We start from the raw sequence: 21,325 nt of genomic DNA, 5'->3' as shown, positions 1-21,325 counted from the left end.
TCAATAATTCGTTCTGAATAATGATTATTTAAGGATAAGGTTTCTCCCACTGAGTGCGGTTGCTGAAAGATGGCTGGAAAATTATCAACAAGTCCTATACACGAGAATCAATCAGGTAATCTGATTTCATCTTTTAATTTAAAGCCTGTCTATTCTGGTAGACAGGCTTTATTTTTATACGGTGTTCTCCAGTATTCCTTTTTACCAAACCATTGATCGCTATAATCAGGCCATCAACATTCCTCTGCCAAAGTACAGCGATTTTGATGTCAGGAGTTTTGAGGAAAATATGAAGACGGTACGGTTATCCATGCCGGCATTTCGCCATGGCTTTTATCAAATAGCACTTTTGGCTTCTGGAGGTGGAAAAGTGAGTTCTGGAGGAAAGGTCTTTGACCTCGATAACTTCACTTTGTTTTTCAATCAGCCAGGTCAAATCATTCAATGGCAAGTACCTAAGAATTGGAGTGGGTACTACCTTTCTGTTTCAGAATCATTTTATACGATGGCCCTGGATCAGTTCAAACTACTTCCTGATTTTCCTTTCTTTCAGAAGTTTACTCCCGCTTTTAAGCTTAAGCCAAATGAAGCTGAAAAGATACTGGCACTCTTTCAGGAGGTTGATGAAGAGTATCAAGCCAATACCAAGCATAGTGTATCTGTAATTAAATCACATCTGGCGCTAATCTTAAGTCATTGCCTTAGGTTTTACGAAAGAGAAACACTCGAAGAAGAAGAACAAGGCCTACAACTCGCGCTCCCCGATCGATTTAAAAAAGAGCTCCGAAACTATGCCCTCGCTGTCGGCTCTGGATTGATCACGGATCATAAAAGTGTGTCGGATTTTGCTGAGGACTTAGCCATAAGTTCAAAGCACCTTTCTGAAACGATTAAAAATGCAACAGGTCAAAGCCCCATTGAGCACATTAATCAAGTCTTAATCGAAGAGGCACAAAAGCTACTGCTCACCACCGACATGAGTGTAAAGGAAGTAGGGTATTATATGGGCTTTTCAAGCCCTTCCTATTTCAACAGGCTTTTTAAGAAGGTGACCAATACCTCTCCTGCCGAATTTCGAAAGGCTTAGAAGCTCTCCATCCACTTTTCATTGAATCTCCGAAATCCGTGCAATCCCTACGGAATTCTGTGCAATGCTGCCGCATCCAGCACCCCGTTCTTTGTAATAGAAATTAAAACAAGGAAATCATGAAATACATCAGTTCAATCATTTTGCTCGCAACCACCTTATGGCTTGGAGCAGACTTAAACAGAGAAAACAACAATCCTATGAATACTAAAGATTTAAAAGTGGGTAAGAATAATATTGAATTTAAAAGCGATGGCCTCAAGCTTGCAGGACACCTACACCTTCCAGAAGGATTTGATCCTAAAAAGCAATACCGCGCTGTCGTAGTAGCCGGATCGCTGACATCAGTTAAAGAGCAAATGGCAGATACTTATGCCGATCGATTGTCAAAGCAAGGCTTTATCACTTTGTCATTTGATTTCAGAAACTATGGAGAAAGTGAGGGAGAAATAAGACAGTATGAAGACCCAGAATTGAAGCTAAGAGACCTTGAGGCTGCAGTTTCCTATTTGGTAAACCTGGACTACGTTGAATCCGTGGGAGGTTTAGGAATATGTACTGCCGGGGGTAATATGGCATACTTAGCTGCTCAAGATAAACGATTAAAAGCCTTTGTAACCATTGCGGCCTGGCTTCCAAATGCAGAAACACTTCCTCTTCTCTACGGAGGAGAAGAGAACCTGAAAACGCTTAGATCTAAAGGAGTAAATGCCAAAGAGGCTTATCAAAATAACGGAGTCAACGAGATCATACCGGCATACTCGGACCACGATCAGACCGCCTCTCATGTAGGCCCGATGGAATACTATATGGACACCCATCGTGGTGGTGGTGTGCCTCAATGGAAGAATGAATTTTCGGTGATGAGTTGGAACACCTGGTTGGATTTTGATCCGATTAGTAAGGCAGACCAAATCGAAACTCCAGCCATGATCATTCATTCCGATGGCAGTGCATTACCCGATAATGCCAAGCTGTTCTATGAGCAACTAAAAGGAAAAAAAGAGCTGGTTTGGTTGGATGGAAATCACTTTGACTTCTACGACCAGAAAGATCAGGTGGACCGCTCCTCAAAACATGCCGCTGACTTCTTCCGCCAAACACTAAACAAATAATTAGACACCTTAAAACATAAGAAAATGGAAAATACAGAAACAAATAAAGTATGGTTTATCACTGGCGCCTCGGCCGGTTTTGGAAAAGCATTTGCAGAATATGCCATCTCTCAAAACTACAATGTGGTGGTTACGGCACGAAGGCTGGACAAGCTGGCTGCACTAGAAGCCTTAGCCCCAAATCAGGTACTCGCACCGAAAATGGACGTCACTGATAATTCTCAAATTGAGGAAGCTGTCGACAAAGCCATGAAGCGCTTCGGCCAGATTGATGTACTTATCAATAATGCCGGTTATGGGACAGTTGGAGCTGTGGAAGAAACGCCAGAAGACGAACTTAGAGCCCAAATGGAAACTAACTTCTTTGGGGCGATCGCGGTCACCAAAGCTGTGTTACCCCATATGAGAGATCAAAAGTCTGGCGCCATTGTGAATATGAGCAGCATGGGTGGCCAAATGTCTTTCGGAGGCTTTGGACCTTACTCTGCATCTAAATTTGCTTTGGAAGGTGCTTCAGAGGCTTTAGCACAAGAAGTGGGCCCCTTTGGCATCAAGGTGATGATTGTGGAGCCAGGCGCCTTCAGAACTGACTTTGCAGGCAGTGCCTTAAAGCATATGCCTGAGATGGACGCCTATAAAGACATCGTTGGAGGAACCCGTGAGTTTGCCCAGAGTATGGACCAAACCCAAGAAGGAGACCCTGCCAAGGCAGCCATTGCCATTGACAAAGCCTTGCTTGCAGATAATACTCCACTAAGGTTACAGTTGGGGGAAGACTCCATCAATGCCGTTCGCGATCACAGTGAAGCCTTGCTGGCTGAAATGAAAGCTTGGGAGCATGTAGGCTTAGATACCAAAGTTTCAGCTTAACAAAGCCTTGTATACAAAGCGCTCGATAGATTTCTGCATTTGATTTAATCACTAAATGGTGCAACTTGTTACTGTGTCATCCCTGATCATTCATAACAGCATTGCAGACCTTTATCGGGCGCTCAATTTACCCATTGAGCAAGACTTGGATTTTACCATCCACAACCTCAAAGAGATTCACCCTGAGTTGCCCTTCACTTCTCCCACATTTCGGGCGAATTACTACTCCTTCGTCTTTGTCAAAAATGGCCGAGGGACCTACACCACGGATGACCAAGTATTCACCACAGCTCCTGGCACCATTTACTTCACTAACCCCGGTCACATCAAAGCCTTCGATCTGCAAATGCTTGAGGAAGCCTATATCATTACGCTTACTGAGGCCTTTTTAAAGGAAAATGTGCATCAAGACATCTTTGCAGAATTTCCTTTTTTGCTGGCCGAAACCGTACCACCAAATACATTATCACCAGAAGAGTTCGAGCCCTTCGAGAGCCTCTATCTTCAGATAGAAAAAGAGTACCAATCAGATTCCCCTTACAAAAACAAGATCCTGGGCAACCTCTTCGTAGTCTTACTCCTTAAGATCAAGGATCAGTTTTGGGAGAGCTATAATCCGATCGAAGAGGGTGATCGGAGCTCTCAGATTGTAAAAGTTTTTAAACAACACCTGGAAAAATACTTTCGAGAGCTATCGGCCGGACAGCATGAATTTCACTTTCAGGTACAAGACTATGCCAACGCGCAAAGCCTTCACCCCAACTATTTGAGTAATGTGATCAAAAGCAAGACTGGCAAATCGGTAAACACATGGATTACTGAAAAGTTGATTGCCGAGGCTCAGTCTCTACTTAAGAACACCTCCTTGACCGGAAAAGAGATCGCCCATCGATTGGGTTTTTCGGAAGCAACGCACTTCAATAGCTATTTTAAAAAGCACCTAGGGATCACTCCAGGAACCTATCGCAAGGGACAATAATTGACTTTTTCCAATTGTTACCTTGAGGTTTTTAAGTCTTCTTAGAAATCCGTCATTCGCTCTTTAAAATCCGTCATACCCATGCTTATGACCTGCCGTTTCTTTGTGATATAAACATTGAAACAAAACGAAAATCATAAAATCATGGAAAATCAATTACAAGGAAAAATCGCATTAGTTACAGGAGGAAGTCGAGGTTTGGGTAAAAATGAAGCACTGGCCATCGCTGGTTTAGGGGGAGATTTAATCATCACCTACAGAAGCAAGCAGGCTGAGGCTGAAGAAACTCTCAAAGCAATAGAAGCACTGGGTAGCAAAGCCATAGCATTACAATTAGATGTGGCTGATACGAAATCTTTTGACACATTCTTCGGTCAAGTCAAAGACGAACTACAAAAGGTCTGGGGTCGAGATTCCTTCGACTTTTTGGTCAACAATGCGGGCATAGAAAGAGCGGGACTCATTGAAAGTATCCCAGAAGAATATGTGGATGACCTGATCAACGTGCACTTCAAAGGAACCTTCTTTGTCACTCAAAAAGCACTCCCACTAATGGCTGATGGTGGTAGCATTGTCAACACTAGCTCTGGCCTCGCCAGATTCTCGATTCCGGGTTACGGTGCCTATGCATCTATGAAATCCGCGATCGATACCTTTACCCGATACCTCGCAAAGGAACTCGGCAATAGAGGTATCAATGCGAACACTGTTGCCCCAGGAGCCATAGATACAGACTTTAATGCAGCAGCCTTTGAAAACAATCCTCACATGAGGGATATCATTGCCCAAAACACAGCTTTAGGAAGAGTAGGTATGCCGGAAGATATTGGTGGGGTTGTTGCCATGCTATTGACAGACAATGCCAAATGGATTAACGCACAGCGCGTAGAGGCCTCAGGAGGTATGTTTGTATAATGGTTCTTAAAAATGAAAAAAGGGCTCTCCATTTAAGTATGGAGAGCCTTTTTTGCTATTGCTCCATACCTGCGGCATTGTAATAGAAGCGTTCATGGACAACCTTTCCATCTTCCCACTTCTTTACAGATACCTCTTCCATTTTCATACGCTGGCCCCCTTTGAAACTGAAGTCCCCCCAGGTTTCTGTACAGGTATGGCCCGTTTCTTCATTGGCTGTCATGGCTGTAACACCTCCCCCATGCATTCCTTCTAGTGACTCCAGCCACTTAACCTCAAATTCTCTATTATAGGCTTTGCCTTCTCTGACTTCTCCTGTGGCTTCAACCATCACCACATTGTCAGCATAAAATTTATCAAAAGCCTCTAACATCTGGCCCTGACCCATCATCGTTTGTAATTCTTGTTCTAAAGCGAGTATACTCATAGTGTTATTGTTTAAAAAGTTTCGAATAGTAACGATCTATGTTTACGGGAGGGGACATAATTAGATATTTTTCTGCCTTTCAGGAATTGCAATGCATTCGCTAACTTTATTCCTATGTCAAGTCTTAGGATCAGGCCAAGATTTAAAGAAAGCGTTCCAGAAAACGTTGAATCTTTCAAGAACAGGATTCAAACCGCACTTGATGCCGAAAATGAATTCAGCGGCTTAGTCTCCGACCAATACTGCGTTATTAAAATCCGACCAGAGGAGCGACACTATTGGTCGCCTCAGCTAACCTTGACGCTTGAGGAAAATTCAGAAGATGATTTAGAGGTTCGGGGACTTTACGGACCGAAGCCAAGTGTCTGGGCAGTATTCTTCATGTCTTATGCGGCACTCGGTATACTCTCACTATTTGCTGGCGTATTTGGTCTTTCTCAACTGATGCTCGACAAGCCTGCTCCCATACTCTGGGCCATACCCATTATGGCAGCTGTTGCCTTGGGTTTGTATCTGATTGCTCAGGCAGGCCAGAAGGTAGGGGCCGAACAAATGTTTCGAATTCACCACTTCTATGAGCAAGTGATTAAGCATAGAGTGGCTTTGACATAAAAAAACCCGAGGTTAACTACTCCTCGGGTTACTAAACAAATAAACTACTAACTATATATGAAGAGAATTACTGACTGTAATTCTGAAAATTCAATTGTGTTTGTGTCTTTCAATAATCATACCAACTGCTCTTACACAAACCCTACTATATAGATGCAAATTTGGCCCAAAAGTTTCATTGGTGGGGTTATTTTAACCTTAATTAACCTTTGTACTTGGTAACAATAAGGAAACATCCAATTTTTGTTAAAAGTTTGGCCGTTTGCATTGATACGCTATCTTTAACGAAGTCTTTAGTTAAAAAAGTATCCGGTCATGCTCAAATTTGCACTTAGGGTTTTATGGAAAAACCGCCTCTTCAGTTTTCTTAACATTTTTGGTCTCACACTCGGTTTATCAGCGGTCATTTGGTTGACCCTGTTTCTTCAGAATGAATTGACTTACGACAAGCATCACCCTAATCACGAAAGGGTGTATCGAGTTAGTCACTTATTCAGGGCCCCAGCCGTTGAATTCAATACCGCCTATACCGCCTCTGAGTTAAATCCTATGCTCAAGGAAGAATTTCCTGAAATAGACAGTTATGCGCGATTCAGACCATTGGATGCTTCTCAAATAGAATATGATCAACAAATCTTCATTCAAGATCAAGTGTATTATTCGGAGCAGGGAGCCTTCGACATCTTTGGAATAAACCTTATCTCGGGTAACCCAAAAAGTGCTTTAACGGAGCCAAGGTCAGCCATTATCTCAAAAGCTTTTAAGGAGAAGCTTTTTGGAAATGCTCCGGGAATTAATCAGGTAATCAAAGTAGAAGGAAACGACTTTAAGGTAACAGCCGTGTTTGAGGACATTCCCAAGAACTCTCACTTCAAATTTGAAATACTACTGAGTGGTGTTGACGGAAGAGAGTGGGCAACCCAAGATGGTGTATTCAATTCCGAAGTCTTATGGAATTCGGATTGCGCAGGATACATCCGATTGACACCGGGAGCCACCAAAGAAAGCTTTCTTGCAAAATTCGATGCATTCAACGAAAAGTACTTCATGCCCTTTGGCAATCAAATCGAGGGTTCACATCAAATTAGGCTACAAAGGCTCTCAGAGATTCATTACGATGCCGAACAAATCGATGATGACTTTGCAAAGGGCAACCCGACCAACCTGATTATTTTCTCATCCGTTGGTTTTGCGATCCTCCTGCTTGCCTGTATTAATTATATCAACTTATCTACAGCGGGTGCGGGTGCCCGCGCCAAAGAAATTGCCATTCGGAAGGTCTTAGGTACCAACCTTCAACAATTGAAAGCCTCATTGCTGATCGAATCCCTGGTACAGGTTTATCTGGCATACGGCCTATCTATACTCATGGTATGGTTAATGATCGCCCACACACCTTTGCAAACATGGTTGGGTGTTGCTTTCGATTTTACCCTGCTTCAAAACATTGAGCTCCTATTGGTATCTTTTGCTGTGGCCAGTCTCACGGGACTCATTTCAGGCCTTTACCCGGCCTTATACCTTTCAAAAATCAGAACAGTCGCTGCCTTAAAAGGCAATTGGGTAGCAAATAAAAACGGCAAAACGATCCGTCAGGGATTGGTATTATTTCAGTTCGTGATCTCGATCGGTGTACTACTGAGCACTTTATTGATGCGAGATCAAATCGACTTTTTGCAGAAAAAAGATATGGGCTTTTCCAAGGATCAAATTCTCTTAATCAATACTGCGGATTCCGTTTCACAGTCAAGAACTCAGATACTGAAAGATGCTTTTGAAGCTAGCCCAAGCATTCAAAAGGTTACCTCTTCCAATTTTATTGCTGGAACTAGTGTTGGCCAAATTGTCTTCACGGTCGATAAGGAGGGGGAGATGGTTCAGCAAGAGTTTAAATTCATTCATGGGGATGAGGACTACCTTGAGACGTTTGAAATTCCACTGGCTGCAGGACGTACTTATTCGGGTGAAGAAACGCGTGGCAATCAGTATTTCGTGATTAATGAGAAAGCCGCAGAGTTACTTGGTTGGGAAGATCCCATCGGAAAAAAACTAGGCTTTTTCCATCAGGAAGTACCTGGACAAGTAATCGGGGTAATGCGAGACTTTAACTTCTTTTCGCTTCACAATCCAATTGAGCCTTTAGTTTTTGTCTACAACCCCCAGCCTGGCCGAAACCTGATTGTTAAGTTCAATCAAGATCAAATGTCCGAAGCACTGGATGTCATTAAAGCCAAGTGGGATGAGGTATTGCCTAATTATCCGCTGGAATATAGCCTCTTGAATGATCAACTACAGGCGCAATACGAGGCTGACCAAACGCAGAACAAGCTTATCAGTTCTATGACTTTGTTATGCATCTTGATCTCGCTGATTGGGCTTACTGGTCTTACTTCCTTTAATATAGGTCAGAGAAGAAAGGAGATTGGAATTAGAAAAGTATTGGGCGCTATGTCCGGCCAAATTGTCGTTTTTATGTACTCGGGTACTTTAAAGCTGATCGCTTTGGCCGGTGTCATAGCTACTCCCTTGGCCTATCTCGTGATCTCTAAATGGATGCAGAATTTCGAGTATCAGGCGGCTATTAATATAGGCCTAATCATTATCGGATTGTTGGCTGCACTGTTATTGACCTTCTTGCTAGTGGGTAGTTTGGTAGTGAAAACGGCACGAAAGAATCCAGTCGATTCTCTGCGATACGAGTAGGTACTTCATCCTTATTGCCAGATAAACCTATCTCGCGTAGGTCATTTCGACCATAGGAGAAATCTGACCATTCAGAACCAAAACGATCCGACCGCTCAAAGCGGTCGGATCGTTCTTTTTAATATCGAATTAGTATTAACCGTCACACGGCTTCGAATAGTCTGACGGTTGTTATAGTCTATCGCTTCTTCTTCAAGGTCATTGACTCGGCCAGCTTAACCGCCTCAGCCGCATTGATGATTCCTCCGGAAACTGATAGATCCCCAAATCTCACGTCTTCACCAGATCCAGGAGCGGAAACCGTAAGCCCTTTTAGGCTTCTGGAAGACCTGATCAAGATATCTTTAATTTGCTCAGCTTTCAAGTCAGGAAAGTAAGATAACAGCATGGCTGCAACGCCCGCGGTCACGGGAGAAGCCATGCTCGTTCCCTGAGCATCTTGATAGTCATTATCAGGAGCAAGTGAGTAAATGGCTACACCAGGAGCAAAAACGTCTACATTCTTCTTACCATAATTCGAGAAGACTCCTACGTAGTTTTCATCTAAACCTGAATCCGAAGCACCAACCTCAATCCAGTTAGGCATATTCTTTCTTTTTCCAATATAGTCGTTGGGGAAGTTATTGGCTTCATCAATATTCTCTGCACTGTTGCCAGCAGCATGTACTAATAAGACTCCTTTTGAAGCAGCATATTCAATTGCTTCATATACATACTCCTTATGTGCTGAATAACTCTTACCAAAACTCATATTGACGATTTGGGCTCCATTGTCTACCGCATAACGAATCGCATTAGCGACATCCTTATCACGCTCATCGCCATCAGGAACAGCTCTCAAGGCCATAATTTTGACATTATCAGCGACTCCATCGATGCCTAGACCATTGCCTCTCTTGGCTGCAATAATTCCTGATACATGTGTACCATGAAAGTTCTTAGTACCGATGCCGATCACGTCATTGTTTCCGTATCCTACTTCGTCCAACTTGTTAGGGTCATCTCCAACAATTCCTCTGGGGTCAAATTCTAAGTCATAGGCACCAGCCTGAGTAGTCACTTGCTCAAGATCTTTGCCTAAGAAGTAGATCAGGCTATCCAAAACAAGGCTCTTGTCTGTAGCCTCATAAACACTGGACAAAATCGCTTTCCCTTGAAGTACCGTCTGGTCTGTAGAACTCACTTTCTGAACAATATCATAGGTGATAGAATCGATCATAAAGTAGGCTTGAAAAAGCTTATTGAATCTTCTAAGCTGTGTATCTACATTCTCTAATAATTGCAGTTGACCGAGCGTCTCTTCAGATCCTTTTTCGAATTCTTTTCGAACCTCTTCCCAATACTTGAATCCCTCTAACTCCTTCTTCTTAAAGTCGCTTTTGGTCTTCCCATCATAAATAGGTTTTAGTCTCTTATATTCTCTGGCTAAGGCATAAGAATCCCTATTGACGTTGGTGCCATCTTTACCTCCAATGAAGTTCCAGCCGTAGACATCATCTACATATCCATTATTGTCATCATCAATACCGTTATCAGGAATTTCATCTTCATTTATCCATACAACATCTTTTAAGTCTTCATGCAAAATGTCGATGCCTGAGTCAATTACAGCGACAATGACTGTCTTTGATTCCTTGCCTCTTAAGTATTCATAAGCCCTTTCTGTACTCACACCATTCACCTTGTCTTCGACAGGGTCAAGGTTAAACCAGTTCTTCGGTGGTGCAGTGGTTTGAGCTGCTAAAGACATTGAAAGGCACAGCAGTGCCATTGAAAGTACTTTTCTCATATTTCTTAAAATCATATTATTTCGTTTCGAACAAGCCCGTTTCTGGGTGCTTATAACATGTCTCGGGCTCCATTATTTTACCATTCATGGCAATAAGCGTGCCTTCTGTTAAAACATTCAAAGCACCGACTGCCACACCGATATTAAAGTCAGCATCAGATTCGGCAAATCGTTGAGGCCTATACGATCCTGTGAACAGTATTGTTTTCCCTTTTATATTACCGATGTGTTGGGCGGTTTGAACCATGGTGTCTGACCCATGGGTTACGACAATCTTGGAATATTCAGTGGATGACAATAGTGACATGAGCTCATTACGATCTTGATCGGTCATATCCATACTGTCCTTTTTGAAAAGGCTCTTTACCTCAAACTGAAAGCCTGGGAAACTCTTTTCCAAAATTCGGGAAACAGCAGGTTCGTCTATCTCAAAGGCATATCCCGCATTGGTTTTAGGGTAATCCTTGTCAATAGTACCACCGGTCTGAATAAAGAGAACTTTCATTCAGCCAATATAAAGAGAAGGTTTAATACTTAAAACATGGTAAAATCGTATCTCTTCTTGTCCTTTTGACGATCTTTCCGAAAGACAATGTCAAGGAGAACTCGTGTGCGCCTCCCGTTACTCCAGCTAATTGAGAAACTGTAAAGTCGTAGCTATAACCAAAAGACAGGTCTTGGTTGAGTTCGAGCCCAAACAAGGCTATTATCGATTCATTCTTTGCCACCTTATTGACGTTCTGAATCGGTATTCCGCGGTACCATGCACCAATGACCAATGGTTGAAAGTACAACTGAACTCCAGCATCTAACTGCCGAAATCCTCCCTGAGATTTGTAGTTAACTGCGAACGTTGCCGATCGCTCTTGAAACTGGTAAGAAACGGTTCTTAACCGCCTGCCTTTTGAAAACATCAGTTTGTACCCAGCGTGCAAAGAGTACTTCCGGTCCAGTCGACTTTCTTGATCTAAGAATGATTGATTGGGCCGGTTGATGTGATGAATTGAAAAACCTATCCAAGTGTCACTCGAATAGAGAAGGGTTCCTGCAGAAGCACTCAAGAAGTCGACCCTTGCCCCACGATCAAAAACTTCTCCACTCGGTCCGATCACCTGGCCATTGTCAATGTCGATTTGATTGCCGAATACGAGCTCTTCAAAATTGAGGTTCTTGTTGAAATATGACATCTGCATGCCTGTCCTCATAATCAAGGCATCTGAAATTCTAAGCTTATAAGAATATAACAACCCTACTTCACTTGACTTAAAGTCAAGAAAGCCTTCTTTGTGCTCTGTAATGATCACCCCGATACCACTCTCCGCAGCTTTAGAAAAGTAGTCCAGATAAGCCGAAATTGTGGTAAAAGAATGCGTAAGTGACGGCCATTGATTTCGGTAATTCACACCAACCCTTGCTCGATCTGTAGAGCCTGTTAAGGCCGGGTTCAAGTACAATGGTGAGGCATAAAACTGAGAAAATTGGGGGTCTTGGGCTTGTAAATTTTTGCAAAGGCAAAGGAGTACCAGCACCGCTAGTAGTGGTAGACTTTTCTTCATACGCTATTTCATTAGAGCGAAGATGCCTTCGCGTTCGACTTTGAGACCATTGAAACTGACACCAATGAGTTTGAAAACATAATTTCCGTTTTCAGCTCTTTTGCCCTTGACTGTACCATCCCAACCCTTCGTTTCTACATCGTCAGTACTAAAGATTACTTCTCCCCAAGTGTTGTATATGATGAGGCGGACTTTGGTAAGTCCGAGCATTCTCGGCCGGAAGAAGTCATTGTTTCCATCATTGTTAGGTGTAAATGCAGTAGGCACCATGATGCGATAACCTTCCGTAATTTCCAGTGTAGTGGATTTAACCGTCTGGCAACCCGTTCGATCCGTCACGGTCAGCAATACTTCGTAGGTGCCCGGAGCATCGTAAGTGTGGATGGGATCAATTTCATCTGAGTCGAAGCCATCGCCAAACTCCCATTTCCAGTCGACCACTTCTCCTACGGACAAGTCAAAGAAACTCACAGGATCGTTAGATGCCAGCTCTCCTGTCAGGTCGATCGATTCGGCATTATATTCAAAGTCAGCAGTACCTAATTCGGGGATATCAATGTCTATTGCTCGCGTGCGGAAACAACCTCGGTCATCCGAAACCTCAATGGAAATTCGGCCGCCATCGGTTACCAGAAATTCTGAGCGTGTGCCTCCTCCTCTTGACCATCGGTATCTATAATTACCTACACCACCCTTCACATTGGCTTTCACTAAAGTCCCGGCAATTCTATTTTCACAATCAATATATGGTTCGGTGCTAAAACCGACTTGCAAAGGTTCAGGCTGCAAAACGGTGTAAGTACCCTGAACGGTACAACCAAAACGATCGGTGACTTCCACCACATAGGTTCCCGGCAGTACGTCAATCAAAGAAGACTCTGTAGCTCCGTTTGTCCAGCGATATTGGTAGGGCTCTTGGCCACCTGAAACTATTACATTGACTCGACCACTTTGCGGGTCATTACACCTGGTGGCATCTTCAATATATGCGTCCAAAGTGAGTGGTAATGGATCGAAGATATTGAAGGAGTTCTGAATCGTACAACCATTCTTATCGGTAACCAAAACATTATAAACCCCAGGGCTTAAATTGGTGAGTGTTTCTGTGCTAGCCCCTGTGCTCCAACGAATGGCAATCGGTTCTATCCCTCCTTCAATATTTAATGAGATGGACGCATCATTTGCCCCTACACAACTTATAGGGGATATTTCTGGGCTGATGCGGTATAATTCTGGCTCTGCCAAGGTATAGGTACCCTGCACCTGACAACCATTAGCATCGGTAACAAGTACATCATAAGTGCCCGAGCTTATGCCTATAAGATTTTTAGTCACCGCTCCAGTATTCCATTGGTAAGTATAAGGACCTGTTCCTCCCTTAATGTTGAGCTCGATGGACCCGTTACGATCGTCATAACACTGGCTTTCATTGACCACAGCATCTTCTAGGCTAAGCAGTTCTGGCTCTGTTACGGTAAAGATACGTTCCACCACACAGTCGTTGGCATCTTTTACTCTTACCGTATAATCTCCCGCACTCAGGTTGGCGATTGAGGTTCCTCTATCTCCAGTACTCCATAAGTATTCATATGGTCCAGTTCCCCCCGTTACATCAATATTGATACTGCCGTCTCCATCATCTAAGCATGAAAGATTCAGTTTTCCACTTGTCGCGATGGTAATTGGAGCGGCTGGCTGTGCGATTGTCACGGACTGCTGCACCAGGCACCCATTGGCATCCGTAACGGCTACCGAGTAGGTTCCTGCTCCTAAGCCTGTAATTCGACTAGTGCGTTCCCCATTGCTCCACAAATAGGTATAAGGACCGATTCCACCTTGTGGAAGGGCGCTAATAACTCCCGACTGATCGCCAAAACATAGGAGATCTTCATAATCAGCAAGGGCCACTGTTAGGGCTTCGGCTGGCTCAGCAATAACAATAGAGGCAGTGGTCGAACACCCTCCTGCGTCTGAAACTAATACTTCATAAACACCGGCATTCAAATCGACTAGTTGATCTGTGGTTTGACCGGTATTCCAGGTATAAGTATACGAACCACTACCTCCCGTGACATCCAGCTGAATGAATCCAGTGGACGCTCCCTTACATAAGACATCCTGCTTCTGAATCTCTACGGTAAGGTCTCTGGAATCTCCAACCTCGACCGACCTTGTAATGCTACAATTGTTTGAATCGACTATGGTCAGGTTGTAGGTTCCGCCACTAATATTTACAAGGTCTTTGCTTGTGCTTCCGTTTGACCAGACATAAGAATATGGTCCGGTTCCGCCCGAAGCAGTAGCGATGATTGAACCATCAGAGTCCCCAAAACAGGAGGTACTGGTGGCATCAAAAACAATATCCAGGGCATCTGGCTCACCAACGACATAGGTCTCAGTAAACACACAACCAGAAGCATCTGTAATGGTGACGGCATAGCTGCCAGCAAATACATTGACCAAGTCTCTTTGGTTTGAACCGTTACTCCATAAATAGTTAAAAGGTGCCGTGCCACCTGTAACAGCCAGTTCCACAATACCATTCGGCTGACCATTACAGAGCGTATTGGTAATAGTGGCTGTGGCTCCTAGGGGGGCACTTGGTGCGCCTATGGCAATATTGGTAGTCAGTACGCACCCTCTTGCATCGGTGACCATCAGCTCGTAGTTACCTCCGGCCAGGCCTGAGATATCTTCTGTTGTGGCCCCATTATCCCAGTTGTAAGTATAAGGCAAGGTTCCTCCACTAACAGTGACATCAATACTGCCATCATCGGCACCAAAGCAAGTGACATTCTGTGCCAAAAAGTTGGTAGAAAGCTGTAACGGTTCGGTAATGGTATAGTTGGCGGAATAAGTACAACCACCTACATCCGTTACCAGTACGGCATAGGTGCCAGGAGTGAGGGTATTTAAGTCTTCGTTGGTACTTCCATTACTCCACGCAAAAGTGAATGGTCCGGTACCTCCGGCAACTGTTAAATCAATACTCCCATCTCCAGCACCATTACAACTAATTGTGCTGACATCAGCAGACAAACTAATAGCTGAAGGACCCGAAACAGTATAATCTTGTTGAATCGAACATCCATTGTTATCGGTAATTGTCACCTGATAAGTGCCTTGAGAAAGCCCAAAAATATCCTTCGAAGAAGACCCTTGATTCCAGGAATAAGAGTAAGGTGCGGTTCCCCCGGTTACATTTAATACCACCGCACCCTGATTGTCTCCGAAACAAGTTTCATCAGTAATTACAGCCGTAGAAGCAAGTGGAGCCGATGGCTCTGCCACTACTATAGTTTCTGAAGTTTGACATCCATTATTGTCAGTGACCGTGAGCGTATATGACCCTCCCGAAATACCGGTTAGATCTTTTGTCGTTTGCCCTGAACTCCATGCGTAGGTATAGGGTAATGTTCCACCCGTTACGGATACTGCTATACTTCCATTGCCATCCCCAAAGCAGTTGACATCATTAGCTGTATATCCAATTAAGATAGAAGCCGGCTCGGTAATGGTATAGTTTTGAAAGGTGGAACATCCATTGGCGTCAGTAATCGTCACTCCATAATTTGCTGGAATCAGACCTGTGCGATCTTCGGTGGTCGCTCCATCTGCCCATAAGAAAGTATAAGGTCCCACTCCTCCTGAAATTGATAAATCGATTGAGCCATCGCCAATACCATTACAGGTCACATCGTTCACGATGGCCGTTGCGCTCAGTGCTGCAGGTCCCCCAATCGTGAAGTCTCCTTGAATGACACAGCCATTATTATCCGTGACCGTGACTTGATAGGTTCCTCTTCCTAGACCAGAAACATCTTTGGTTGTTGATCCTTGATTCCACGAGTAACTATAAGGCGCTGTTCCACCCGTCACCGTCAACTGAACTGCTCCCTGGCTATCCCCAAAACAGTTTTCATCCGTAACAATACCGGCAACTGCCAAAGCAGCTGTCGGCTCATTTACTGTATAAGTATTTACCGATTGACAGCCGTTAGCATCAGTGACTGTAAGCGTATAGCTCCCACCAGAAAGGCTGATCAAGTCTTGAGTAGTCTCACCGCTTGACCAGCTATAAGTGTAAGGTGCTATTCCTCCCGAAACGGATATGTCAATGCTACCATTATTATCACCAAAGCAAGCCACATCATTAATTGATTCAGTGACGATTAAGGCGGTAGGTTGAGTAATCACGTAGTTTCTGAAAGTCGAACAACCATTTGCATCGGTGATGGTCACACCATAGTTGGCTGGACTTAGACCACTTCGATCTTCCGTGGTCACACCATCAGCCCATAGGTATGTGTAAGGACCTACTCCTCCTGAAGGAGATAGGTCTATGGAACCATCACCATTGCCATTACAGGTCACATCATTTACGATTGCCGCTGCGGTTATGGCTGCCGGTCCTCCAATCGTAAAGTTTTCTTGAATGACACAGCCATTGTTGTCTGTTACTGTTACTTGATAGGTTCCTCTCCCCAGACCAGAAACATCTTTGGTCGTTGACCCTTGATTCCACGAATAACTATAAGGTGCAGAGCCACCTGTCACCGTCAGTTGAACTGCTCCCTGGCTATCCCCGAAACAGTTTTCGTCTGTAACAAGACCAGAAACTGCCAAGGCCGCTGTTGGTTCGTTCACTGTATAAGTATTTACCGATTGACAGCCATTAGCATCTGTCACAGTAAGCGTATAGCTTCCACCAGTCAGGTTGAACAAGTCTTGGGTGGTTTCCCCACCGGACCAGCTATAGGTATAAGGTGCGATCCCACCAGAAACAGAAATGTCAATACTGCCATCGCCATCGCCAAAGCAGGCCACATCTACAATATTGTCTACAACATTGAGCGCCAGAGGCTGTGTAATAGTGAAGCTTCTATTGATTGAGCAGCCTCGTGCATCGGCAATCGTAACAGTATAACTGCCTGCCACAATATTACTAAGGTCTTCAGTCGTAGACCCATTGGACCAAGTGTAGGTGTAAGCTCCAGTTCCACCTGTAACCGTAAGGTCGATGCTTCCTGTGTTATCTCCATTACAGAGCACATTCACTTGTGTTCCACTTGATTGAAGAGCGATCGGCATGGAGATGGTATAATTTTCAACAATACTACATCCGTTCGCATCCGTGATCGTCACTTGATAACTCCCATCTGAAAGGCCAAAAATATCCTTGTTCGTAGAGCCTGTATTCCAACTGTAGGTGTAAGGTGCGGTTCCCCCTGCAGGCGTAAGTTGAATGCTTCCATCACTTCCACCAAAACAACTGATATCCGTGACAACCTCTGTCGTACTAAGTGCAGCTACTGGTTGAGTCACTGTAATGGTTTCTATCAATGAACAGCCATTAACATCGGTGACGGTTATAATATAGTCGTCTGCAATTAGTCCGGTAATGTCTTCAGAAGTACTCGCATTTGACCAAGAGTAGCTGTAAGGCGCGGAACCTCCGCTGACGGTAATATCAATCGAGCCATTGGCCAATCCAAAGCAACTCACATTGTTTACAGCATAGCCTAGGCTCAGTGCTGAAGGCTCAACGATGTTAAATGCTTGATTGGTTGTACAGCCTCGAGCATCCGTAATATTGACCGTGTAATTTCCCGGAGCAAGGCTAGTCACATCTTCAGTCGTTTCACCGTTTGACCAGGCAAAAGTATAAGGCGCTTCACCACCAGAAACGGTGATATCAACGGTTCCGTCATCGGCTCCAAAGCAGGAGACATCCGTTTTAGTACCAGACAAAACAAGCACGGGTGGATCTGTTATTACATAGGTATCATTGATGGTACAGCCGTTATTGTCTGTAATGGTAACCGAATAAGACCCTGCCGGAAGGCTATTTAGGTCTTCGGAAGTACTGCCATTTGACCAGTTGTATGTATAGGGAGCTGACCCACCCGTGACAGTTAGATTGATAATACCATCAGCTGCTCCATTACAGGTAATTTGTTGGACAGCTTCTGTTTTCGAAAGTGCACTAGAAGGCTGAGTGATAGTAAAGTTATCATTGATGGTACATCCATTAACATCGGTAATCACCACGGAATAATTACCTGCAGGGATATTCACAAGATCTTCCGTCAAAGCACCATTAGACCATGAAAATGAGTACGGGGCTACACCTCCTGAGATGGAGAGGTTTATAGCTCCCGTACTCTCACCAAAACAACTAACGTTTTGTACTACATCAGAGGACGTTAGTTGAGCCGGTTCAATAATGGTAATACTTTCTACATCCATACAGCCGTTGGCGTCAGTAACTGTGACTGTATAGTTTCCGGGATTCAAGCCTGATCGTGAGCTCGTTGTTATGGAACCATCGTCTGCCCAGGCATAGGTATAGGGCCCTGTTCCTCCGGAAACGGATACGTTAATTGCACCATCATTCGCTCCGTTACATGTGATATCTGTTTTGGATGGGCTTGCAGCTAAAGGTGCTGGCTCCGTAATGGTAAAACCTATGGACTTAATACAACCATTCGCATCTGTAACCGAAACAGAGTAGTTACCCGGTGCCAGACCTGTGACATCTTCGGTAATAGCACCAGTATTCCATGCGTAGCTATAGGGCCCTGCACCTCCGGTTACTGTGACATCGATAGAACCATTATTCGAGCCATTACAGGTAGCATTCGTTTGTGTTCCTGACAGGTTTAAAACCAAAGCGGGTTCGGTAATAGTCACATTTAATACAACAGCACAACTGGATGCATCTCTGACGGTAACACTATAATTTCCTGCCGCTACATTGGTTAAGTCCTGAGTTGTAGCTCCGTTTGACCACAAATAGCTATAGGGTGCGGTGCCACCAGAAGGTGTGATATCAATACCGCCAGTAGAAGCTCCTTTACAAAGAATATTGGTTTGTGTGAAAGCGACTCCGATCGGAGCCGGATCAATGATATTGTAATTCTCAACGATAGCACATCCTGCAGCATCCGTTATCGTGACCGAATATGCTCCAGCACTAAGCCCTGTGATGTTGTTAGTAGTAGCACCCGTATTCCAGCTGTAAGTATACGGCCCTGTTCCTCCGCTTACTGCAAGGAATACACTACCGTCAGCCGATCCATTACAAGAAATATTATTAACAGTGGCATTGCCTACTAAAACCGCTGGCTCACCTAAGACAATATTCTCCATCACTGAACAACCTCCAGCATCAGAAACGGTGACAGTATAGGTTCCTGCGACCAGACCTGTAATCGTTGGGCCAGAGTCTCCGGTATTCCAGTTATAGGTATATGGACCAGTGCCATTCGATGCGGAAACAGTTATTGCCCCATCAGCTCCGCCATTACAGGTGGGCAATGTCAGCACTGGGGCCACGGCAATTCTCGCAGGATCAGTCAATGTAAACGCCTCCATATAGGTACACCCGTTGGCGTCAGTGACTGTTACGGAGTGAATCCCTGCATTAAGACCAGTCGCAGTTGCTGTGTTATCGCCATTTGACCACAAATAAGAATATGGCGCGGTTCCACCTTGCATAGTGATCGTGATGGACCCATCACTATTGCCAAAACAGGCTGGATCCGTTTGAACATCAGAAAGTTTTGAAAGCGCCATTGCTGGTTGTGATACAGTCAGGCCTACGGCAGTAGCCACACAGCCATTGGCATCGGTGACCGTCAATGAATAAGTCCCCGCCACCCTGTTATTCAGGTTTGTACTTGTATTGCCGGTAGACCAGGCATAGATATAAGGTCCGGTTCCTCCAGAAACATTACTCTGAATACGACCTGTGTTATCACCAAAACAATCCACATCAGTTATCACAGGATTGATTGTCAAAACGGCTGGTTCGGTCACCGTGAAAGTCTCCACATCCGTACAACCCGCATTATCCGTTATGGTCACCGTATAGGCACCAGCCGCCAGCCCAGAAATATCCTGAGTAGTGGCTCCGTTCGACCAAGAATATGAGTAGGGAGCAACTCCCCCAGTCACAGATAAGTCTATTGATCCGTTGGCATCTCCATTACAGAGTGCATTAGAAATACTTGCTGTTGGAATGATCTCAGGAGGTGAATTGATAGTTAGTGTTGGGGTGCTGATCGTACAGCCCGTACCACCCCGATCAATAATATCCAGGCGATAGTCTCCTGCCGCCAATCCGGTAATGGTGGCTGCGGTTCCAATCACCGCATTATCAGAAAGCCTAATCCATTGGTAGGTATAGGCTCCCCAACCTCCTGTTCCTGTCGCTGTAATGGAGCCATCAGCCGAATTAAAACAGGTGGCATCAGTAGATGAGCCGATGGAATAACCTAAAAAGTTAGCAGGCTGTGTTACGGTGAATACAATGTCTCCCGTACATCCATCCTGATCAGCCGTTCTGAGGGTATAATTTCCTATGCCAAGACCGGTAATCGTAATCACATTGTTTGGAAAGGCGATAGATCCCGTGCCAATCGAAGTCATACTTCCATTGAATAGCTCCCAATCGTAGCCGGGGTTTCCATTTCCCATAGTCACTACAATCTGAGCGTCTGAGTCCCCTCGACAAGTTACATCATTAACGACAACAGTACCGACCAAATCTGGTGGATTGGTCACCGTATAGGTTGCTGGGCCTGTGGAATCCCCATTACCATCGGTCACCTCAACTGTATAATTTCCAGCCGTTAGGCCACTGGCAATAAAACTGGTAAAAGGCAACACTGTACCTCCATTATCCTTCCATTCATAGGTGTAGGGGAGCACACCCGAGGTTACGCTAATCGTAATTGAACCAACACAACTGTTAATGCTTACAGATGAAATCACAGGCCCCGTTTGCTCCTCATCTTCTGAGGCAAAGCCTAGTTTTGCAGTACATGAAAAAAGTATCAACAATAGAATTATTCTAAGGTAATACCTTTTGTTGGTTGTGACTGGCATTTTTGTGGTTGTTTTGCTTAGGTGAGTAATTCGGTTACCACATCCTGAATATGAGGGGTTTAGGGCTAATAATCAAGCCTTCGGCCAAAAGAGGCTCCCTTTGAATTGTGCAAAATTATGGCGCTTAGCAGCGTATTATATTTTGTGTTTTTCTAATATTTGCTTTCGGCCTTCGAAAATGAAAATGTGAAAAACAATTCCGTGTATTTCAGGCGAATAGTAGAAATCAAGGAGGGGCTTAGATTCTTTCGAGCATTCTTCTGAAAAAAAATTTGAAATAATTTTGGCTGTTAATTCTTGTTAAATGCCAGAGGCAGATTGTGACTTAATTTGGCTAAGCTTCATATTTGCGGTTTACTAACCATATAAAACCTTTGGCG

General features: G+C 44.2%; 12 protein-coding genes. 7 read left to right on the top strand and 5 right to left on the bottom strand.

Annotated features, from left to right (window positions below; all coding sequences use genetic code 11):
- Nucleotides 1-181 precede the first annotated feature (181 nt).
- The 5 genes from BFP97_RS15190 (at nt 182) to BFP97_RS15170 (ending at nt 4,966) form a co-directional block, all read left to right on the top strand.
- On the top strand, nt 182-1,087 hold the full coding sequence (locus BFP97_RS15190; protein WP_069843239.1) for a helix-turn-helix domain-containing protein: 906 nt from the start codon (nt 182-184) through the stop codon (nt 1,085-1,087).
- A gap of 119 nt (nt 1,088-1,206) precedes the next feature.
- Nucleotides 1,207-2,202, top strand: coding sequence for an alpha/beta hydrolase (locus tag BFP97_RS15185; RefSeq protein ID WP_221406611.1), 996 nt, complete (start codon nt 1,207-1,209; stop codon nt 2,200-2,202).
- A 24-nt stretch (nt 2,203-2,226) separates the two neighbouring features.
- Complete coding sequence (locus BFP97_RS15180) at nt 2,227-3,072, top strand: oxidoreductase (protein ID WP_069843238.1); 846 nt, start codon at nt 2,227-2,229, stop codon at nt 3,070-3,072.
- A 55-nt stretch (nt 3,073-3,127) separates the two neighbouring features.
- Nucleotides 3,128-4,051 carry a helix-turn-helix domain-containing protein gene (locus BFP97_RS15175; RefSeq protein ID WP_069843237.1) on the top strand — a complete coding sequence of 308 codons (924 nt, stop codon included), beginning with the start codon at nt 3,128-3,130 and terminating at the stop codon, nt 4,049-4,051.
- A 144-nt stretch (nt 4,052-4,195) separates the two neighbouring features.
- Nucleotides 4,196-4,966: an SDR family NAD(P)-dependent oxidoreductase gene (locus tag BFP97_RS15170; RefSeq protein ID WP_069844338.1), complete on the top strand. Its 771-nt coding sequence runs from the start codon at nt 4,196-4,198 to the stop codon at nt 4,964-4,966.
- A 55-nt stretch (nt 4,967-5,021) separates the two neighbouring features.
- Here BFP97_RS15170 and BFP97_RS15165 read toward each other — a convergent pair whose 3' ends face one another.
- A complete protein-coding gene (locus tag BFP97_RS15165) occupies nt 5,022-5,393 on the bottom strand; it encodes a SnoaL-like domain-containing protein (RefSeq protein ID WP_069843236.1) in 372 nt (123 codons plus the stop codon).
- A gap of 114 nt (nt 5,394-5,507) precedes the next feature.
- Between BFP97_RS15165 and BFP97_RS15160 the strand changes: the two genes are divergently transcribed.
- Both BFP97_RS15160 and BFP97_RS15155 read left to right on the top strand, forming a co-directional pair.
- The gene (locus BFP97_RS15160; RefSeq protein ID WP_069843235.1) at nt 5,508-6,005 is read left to right on the top strand and encodes a hypothetical protein; all 498 of its coding nucleotides are present in this window, start codon (nt 5,508-5,510) and stop codon (nt 6,003-6,005) included.
- A gap of 315 nt (nt 6,006-6,320) precedes the next feature.
- Nucleotides 6,321-8,708: an ABC transporter permease gene (locus tag BFP97_RS15155; RefSeq protein ID WP_069843234.1), complete on the top strand. Its 2,388-nt coding sequence runs from the start codon at nt 6,321-6,323 to the stop codon at nt 8,706-8,708.
- A 178-nt stretch (nt 8,709-8,886) separates the two neighbouring features.
- On the opposite strand, the gene BFP97_RS15150 is transcribed toward BFP97_RS15155, so the two are convergent.
- Genes BFP97_RS15150 through BFP97_RS20665 form a run of 4 tightly spaced genes read right to left on the bottom strand, consistent with a single transcriptional unit; the run spans nt 8,887 to nt 20,945 of the window.
- Nucleotides 8,887-10,512, bottom strand: a complete 1,626-nt coding sequence (locus BFP97_RS15150) for a S8 family peptidase (protein WP_255399471.1) — start codon at nt 10,510-10,512, stop codon at nt 8,887-8,889.
- A gap of 1 nt (nt 10,513) precedes the next feature.
- On the bottom strand, nt 10,514-11,002 hold the full coding sequence (locus tag BFP97_RS15145; RefSeq protein ID WP_069843233.1) for an asparaginase domain-containing protein: 489 nt from the start codon (nt 11,000-11,002) through the stop codon (nt 10,514-10,516).
- A gap of 22 nt (nt 11,003-11,024) precedes the next feature.
- A complete protein-coding gene (locus tag BFP97_RS15140; protein WP_069843232.1) occupies nt 11,025-12,053 on the bottom strand; it encodes a type IX secretion system membrane protein PorP/SprF in 1,029 nt (342 codons plus the stop codon).
- A 3-nt stretch (nt 12,054-12,056) separates the two neighbouring features.
- Nucleotides 12,057-20,945 carry a PKD domain-containing protein gene (locus BFP97_RS20665; protein WP_069843231.1) on the bottom strand — a complete coding sequence of 2,963 codons (8,889 nt, stop codon included), beginning with the start codon at nt 20,943-20,945 and terminating at the stop codon, nt 12,057-12,059.
- Between the last annotated feature and the right edge of the window lie 380 nt (nt 20,946-21,325).

It is taken from the genome of Roseivirga sp. 4D4, from assembly GCF_001747095.1.
Taxonomy (GTDB): Bacteria; Bacteroidota; Bacteroidia; order Cytophagales; family Cyclobacteriaceae; genus Roseivirga.
Note: the sequence above shows the minus strand (reverse complement) of the source record. Positions and strands in the feature narration are given on the sequence as shown.

Excerpts from the sequence above, each read along its gene's own strand:
- BFP97_RS15185 (WP_221406611.1), top strand. The coding sequence starts at position 1,207 with ATGAAATACATCAGTTCAATCATTTTGCTCGCAACCACCTTATGGCTT.
- BFP97_RS15180 (WP_069843238.1), top strand. The coding sequence starts at position 2,227 with ATGGAAAATACAGAAACAAATAAAGTATGGTTTATCACTGGCGCCTCG.
- BFP97_RS15175 (WP_069843237.1), top strand. The coding sequence starts at position 3,128 with ATGGTGCAACTTGTTACTGTGTCATCCCTGATCATTCATAACAGCATT.
- BFP97_RS15170 (WP_069844338.1), top strand. The coding sequence starts at position 4,196 with ATGGAAAATCAATTACAAGGAAAAATCGCATTAGTTACAGGAGGAAGT.
- BFP97_RS15165 (WP_069843236.1), bottom strand. The coding sequence starts at position 5,393 with ATGAGTATACTCGCTTTAGAACAAGAATTACAAACGATGATGGGTCAG.
- BFP97_RS15160 (WP_069843235.1), top strand. The coding sequence starts at position 5,508 with ATGTCAAGTCTTAGGATCAGGCCAAGATTTAAAGAAAGCGTTCCAGAA.
- BFP97_RS15155 (WP_069843234.1), top strand. The coding sequence starts at position 6,321 with ATGCTCAAATTTGCACTTAGGGTTTTATGGAAAAACCGCCTCTTCAGT.
- BFP97_RS15150 (WP_255399471.1), bottom strand. The coding sequence starts at position 10,512 with ATGATTTTAAGAAATATGAGAAAAGTACTTTCAATGGCACTGCTGTGC.
- BFP97_RS15145 (WP_069843233.1), bottom strand. The coding sequence starts at position 11,002 with ATGAAAGTTCTCTTTATTCAGACCGGTGGTACTATTGACAAGGATTAC.
- BFP97_RS15140 (WP_069843232.1), bottom strand. The coding sequence starts at position 12,053 with ATGAAGAAAAGTCTACCACTACTAGCGGTGCTGGTACTCCTTTGCCTT.
- BFP97_RS20665 (WP_069843231.1), bottom strand. The coding sequence starts at position 20,945 with ATGCCAGTCACAACCAACAAAAGGTATTACCTTAGAATAATTCTATTG.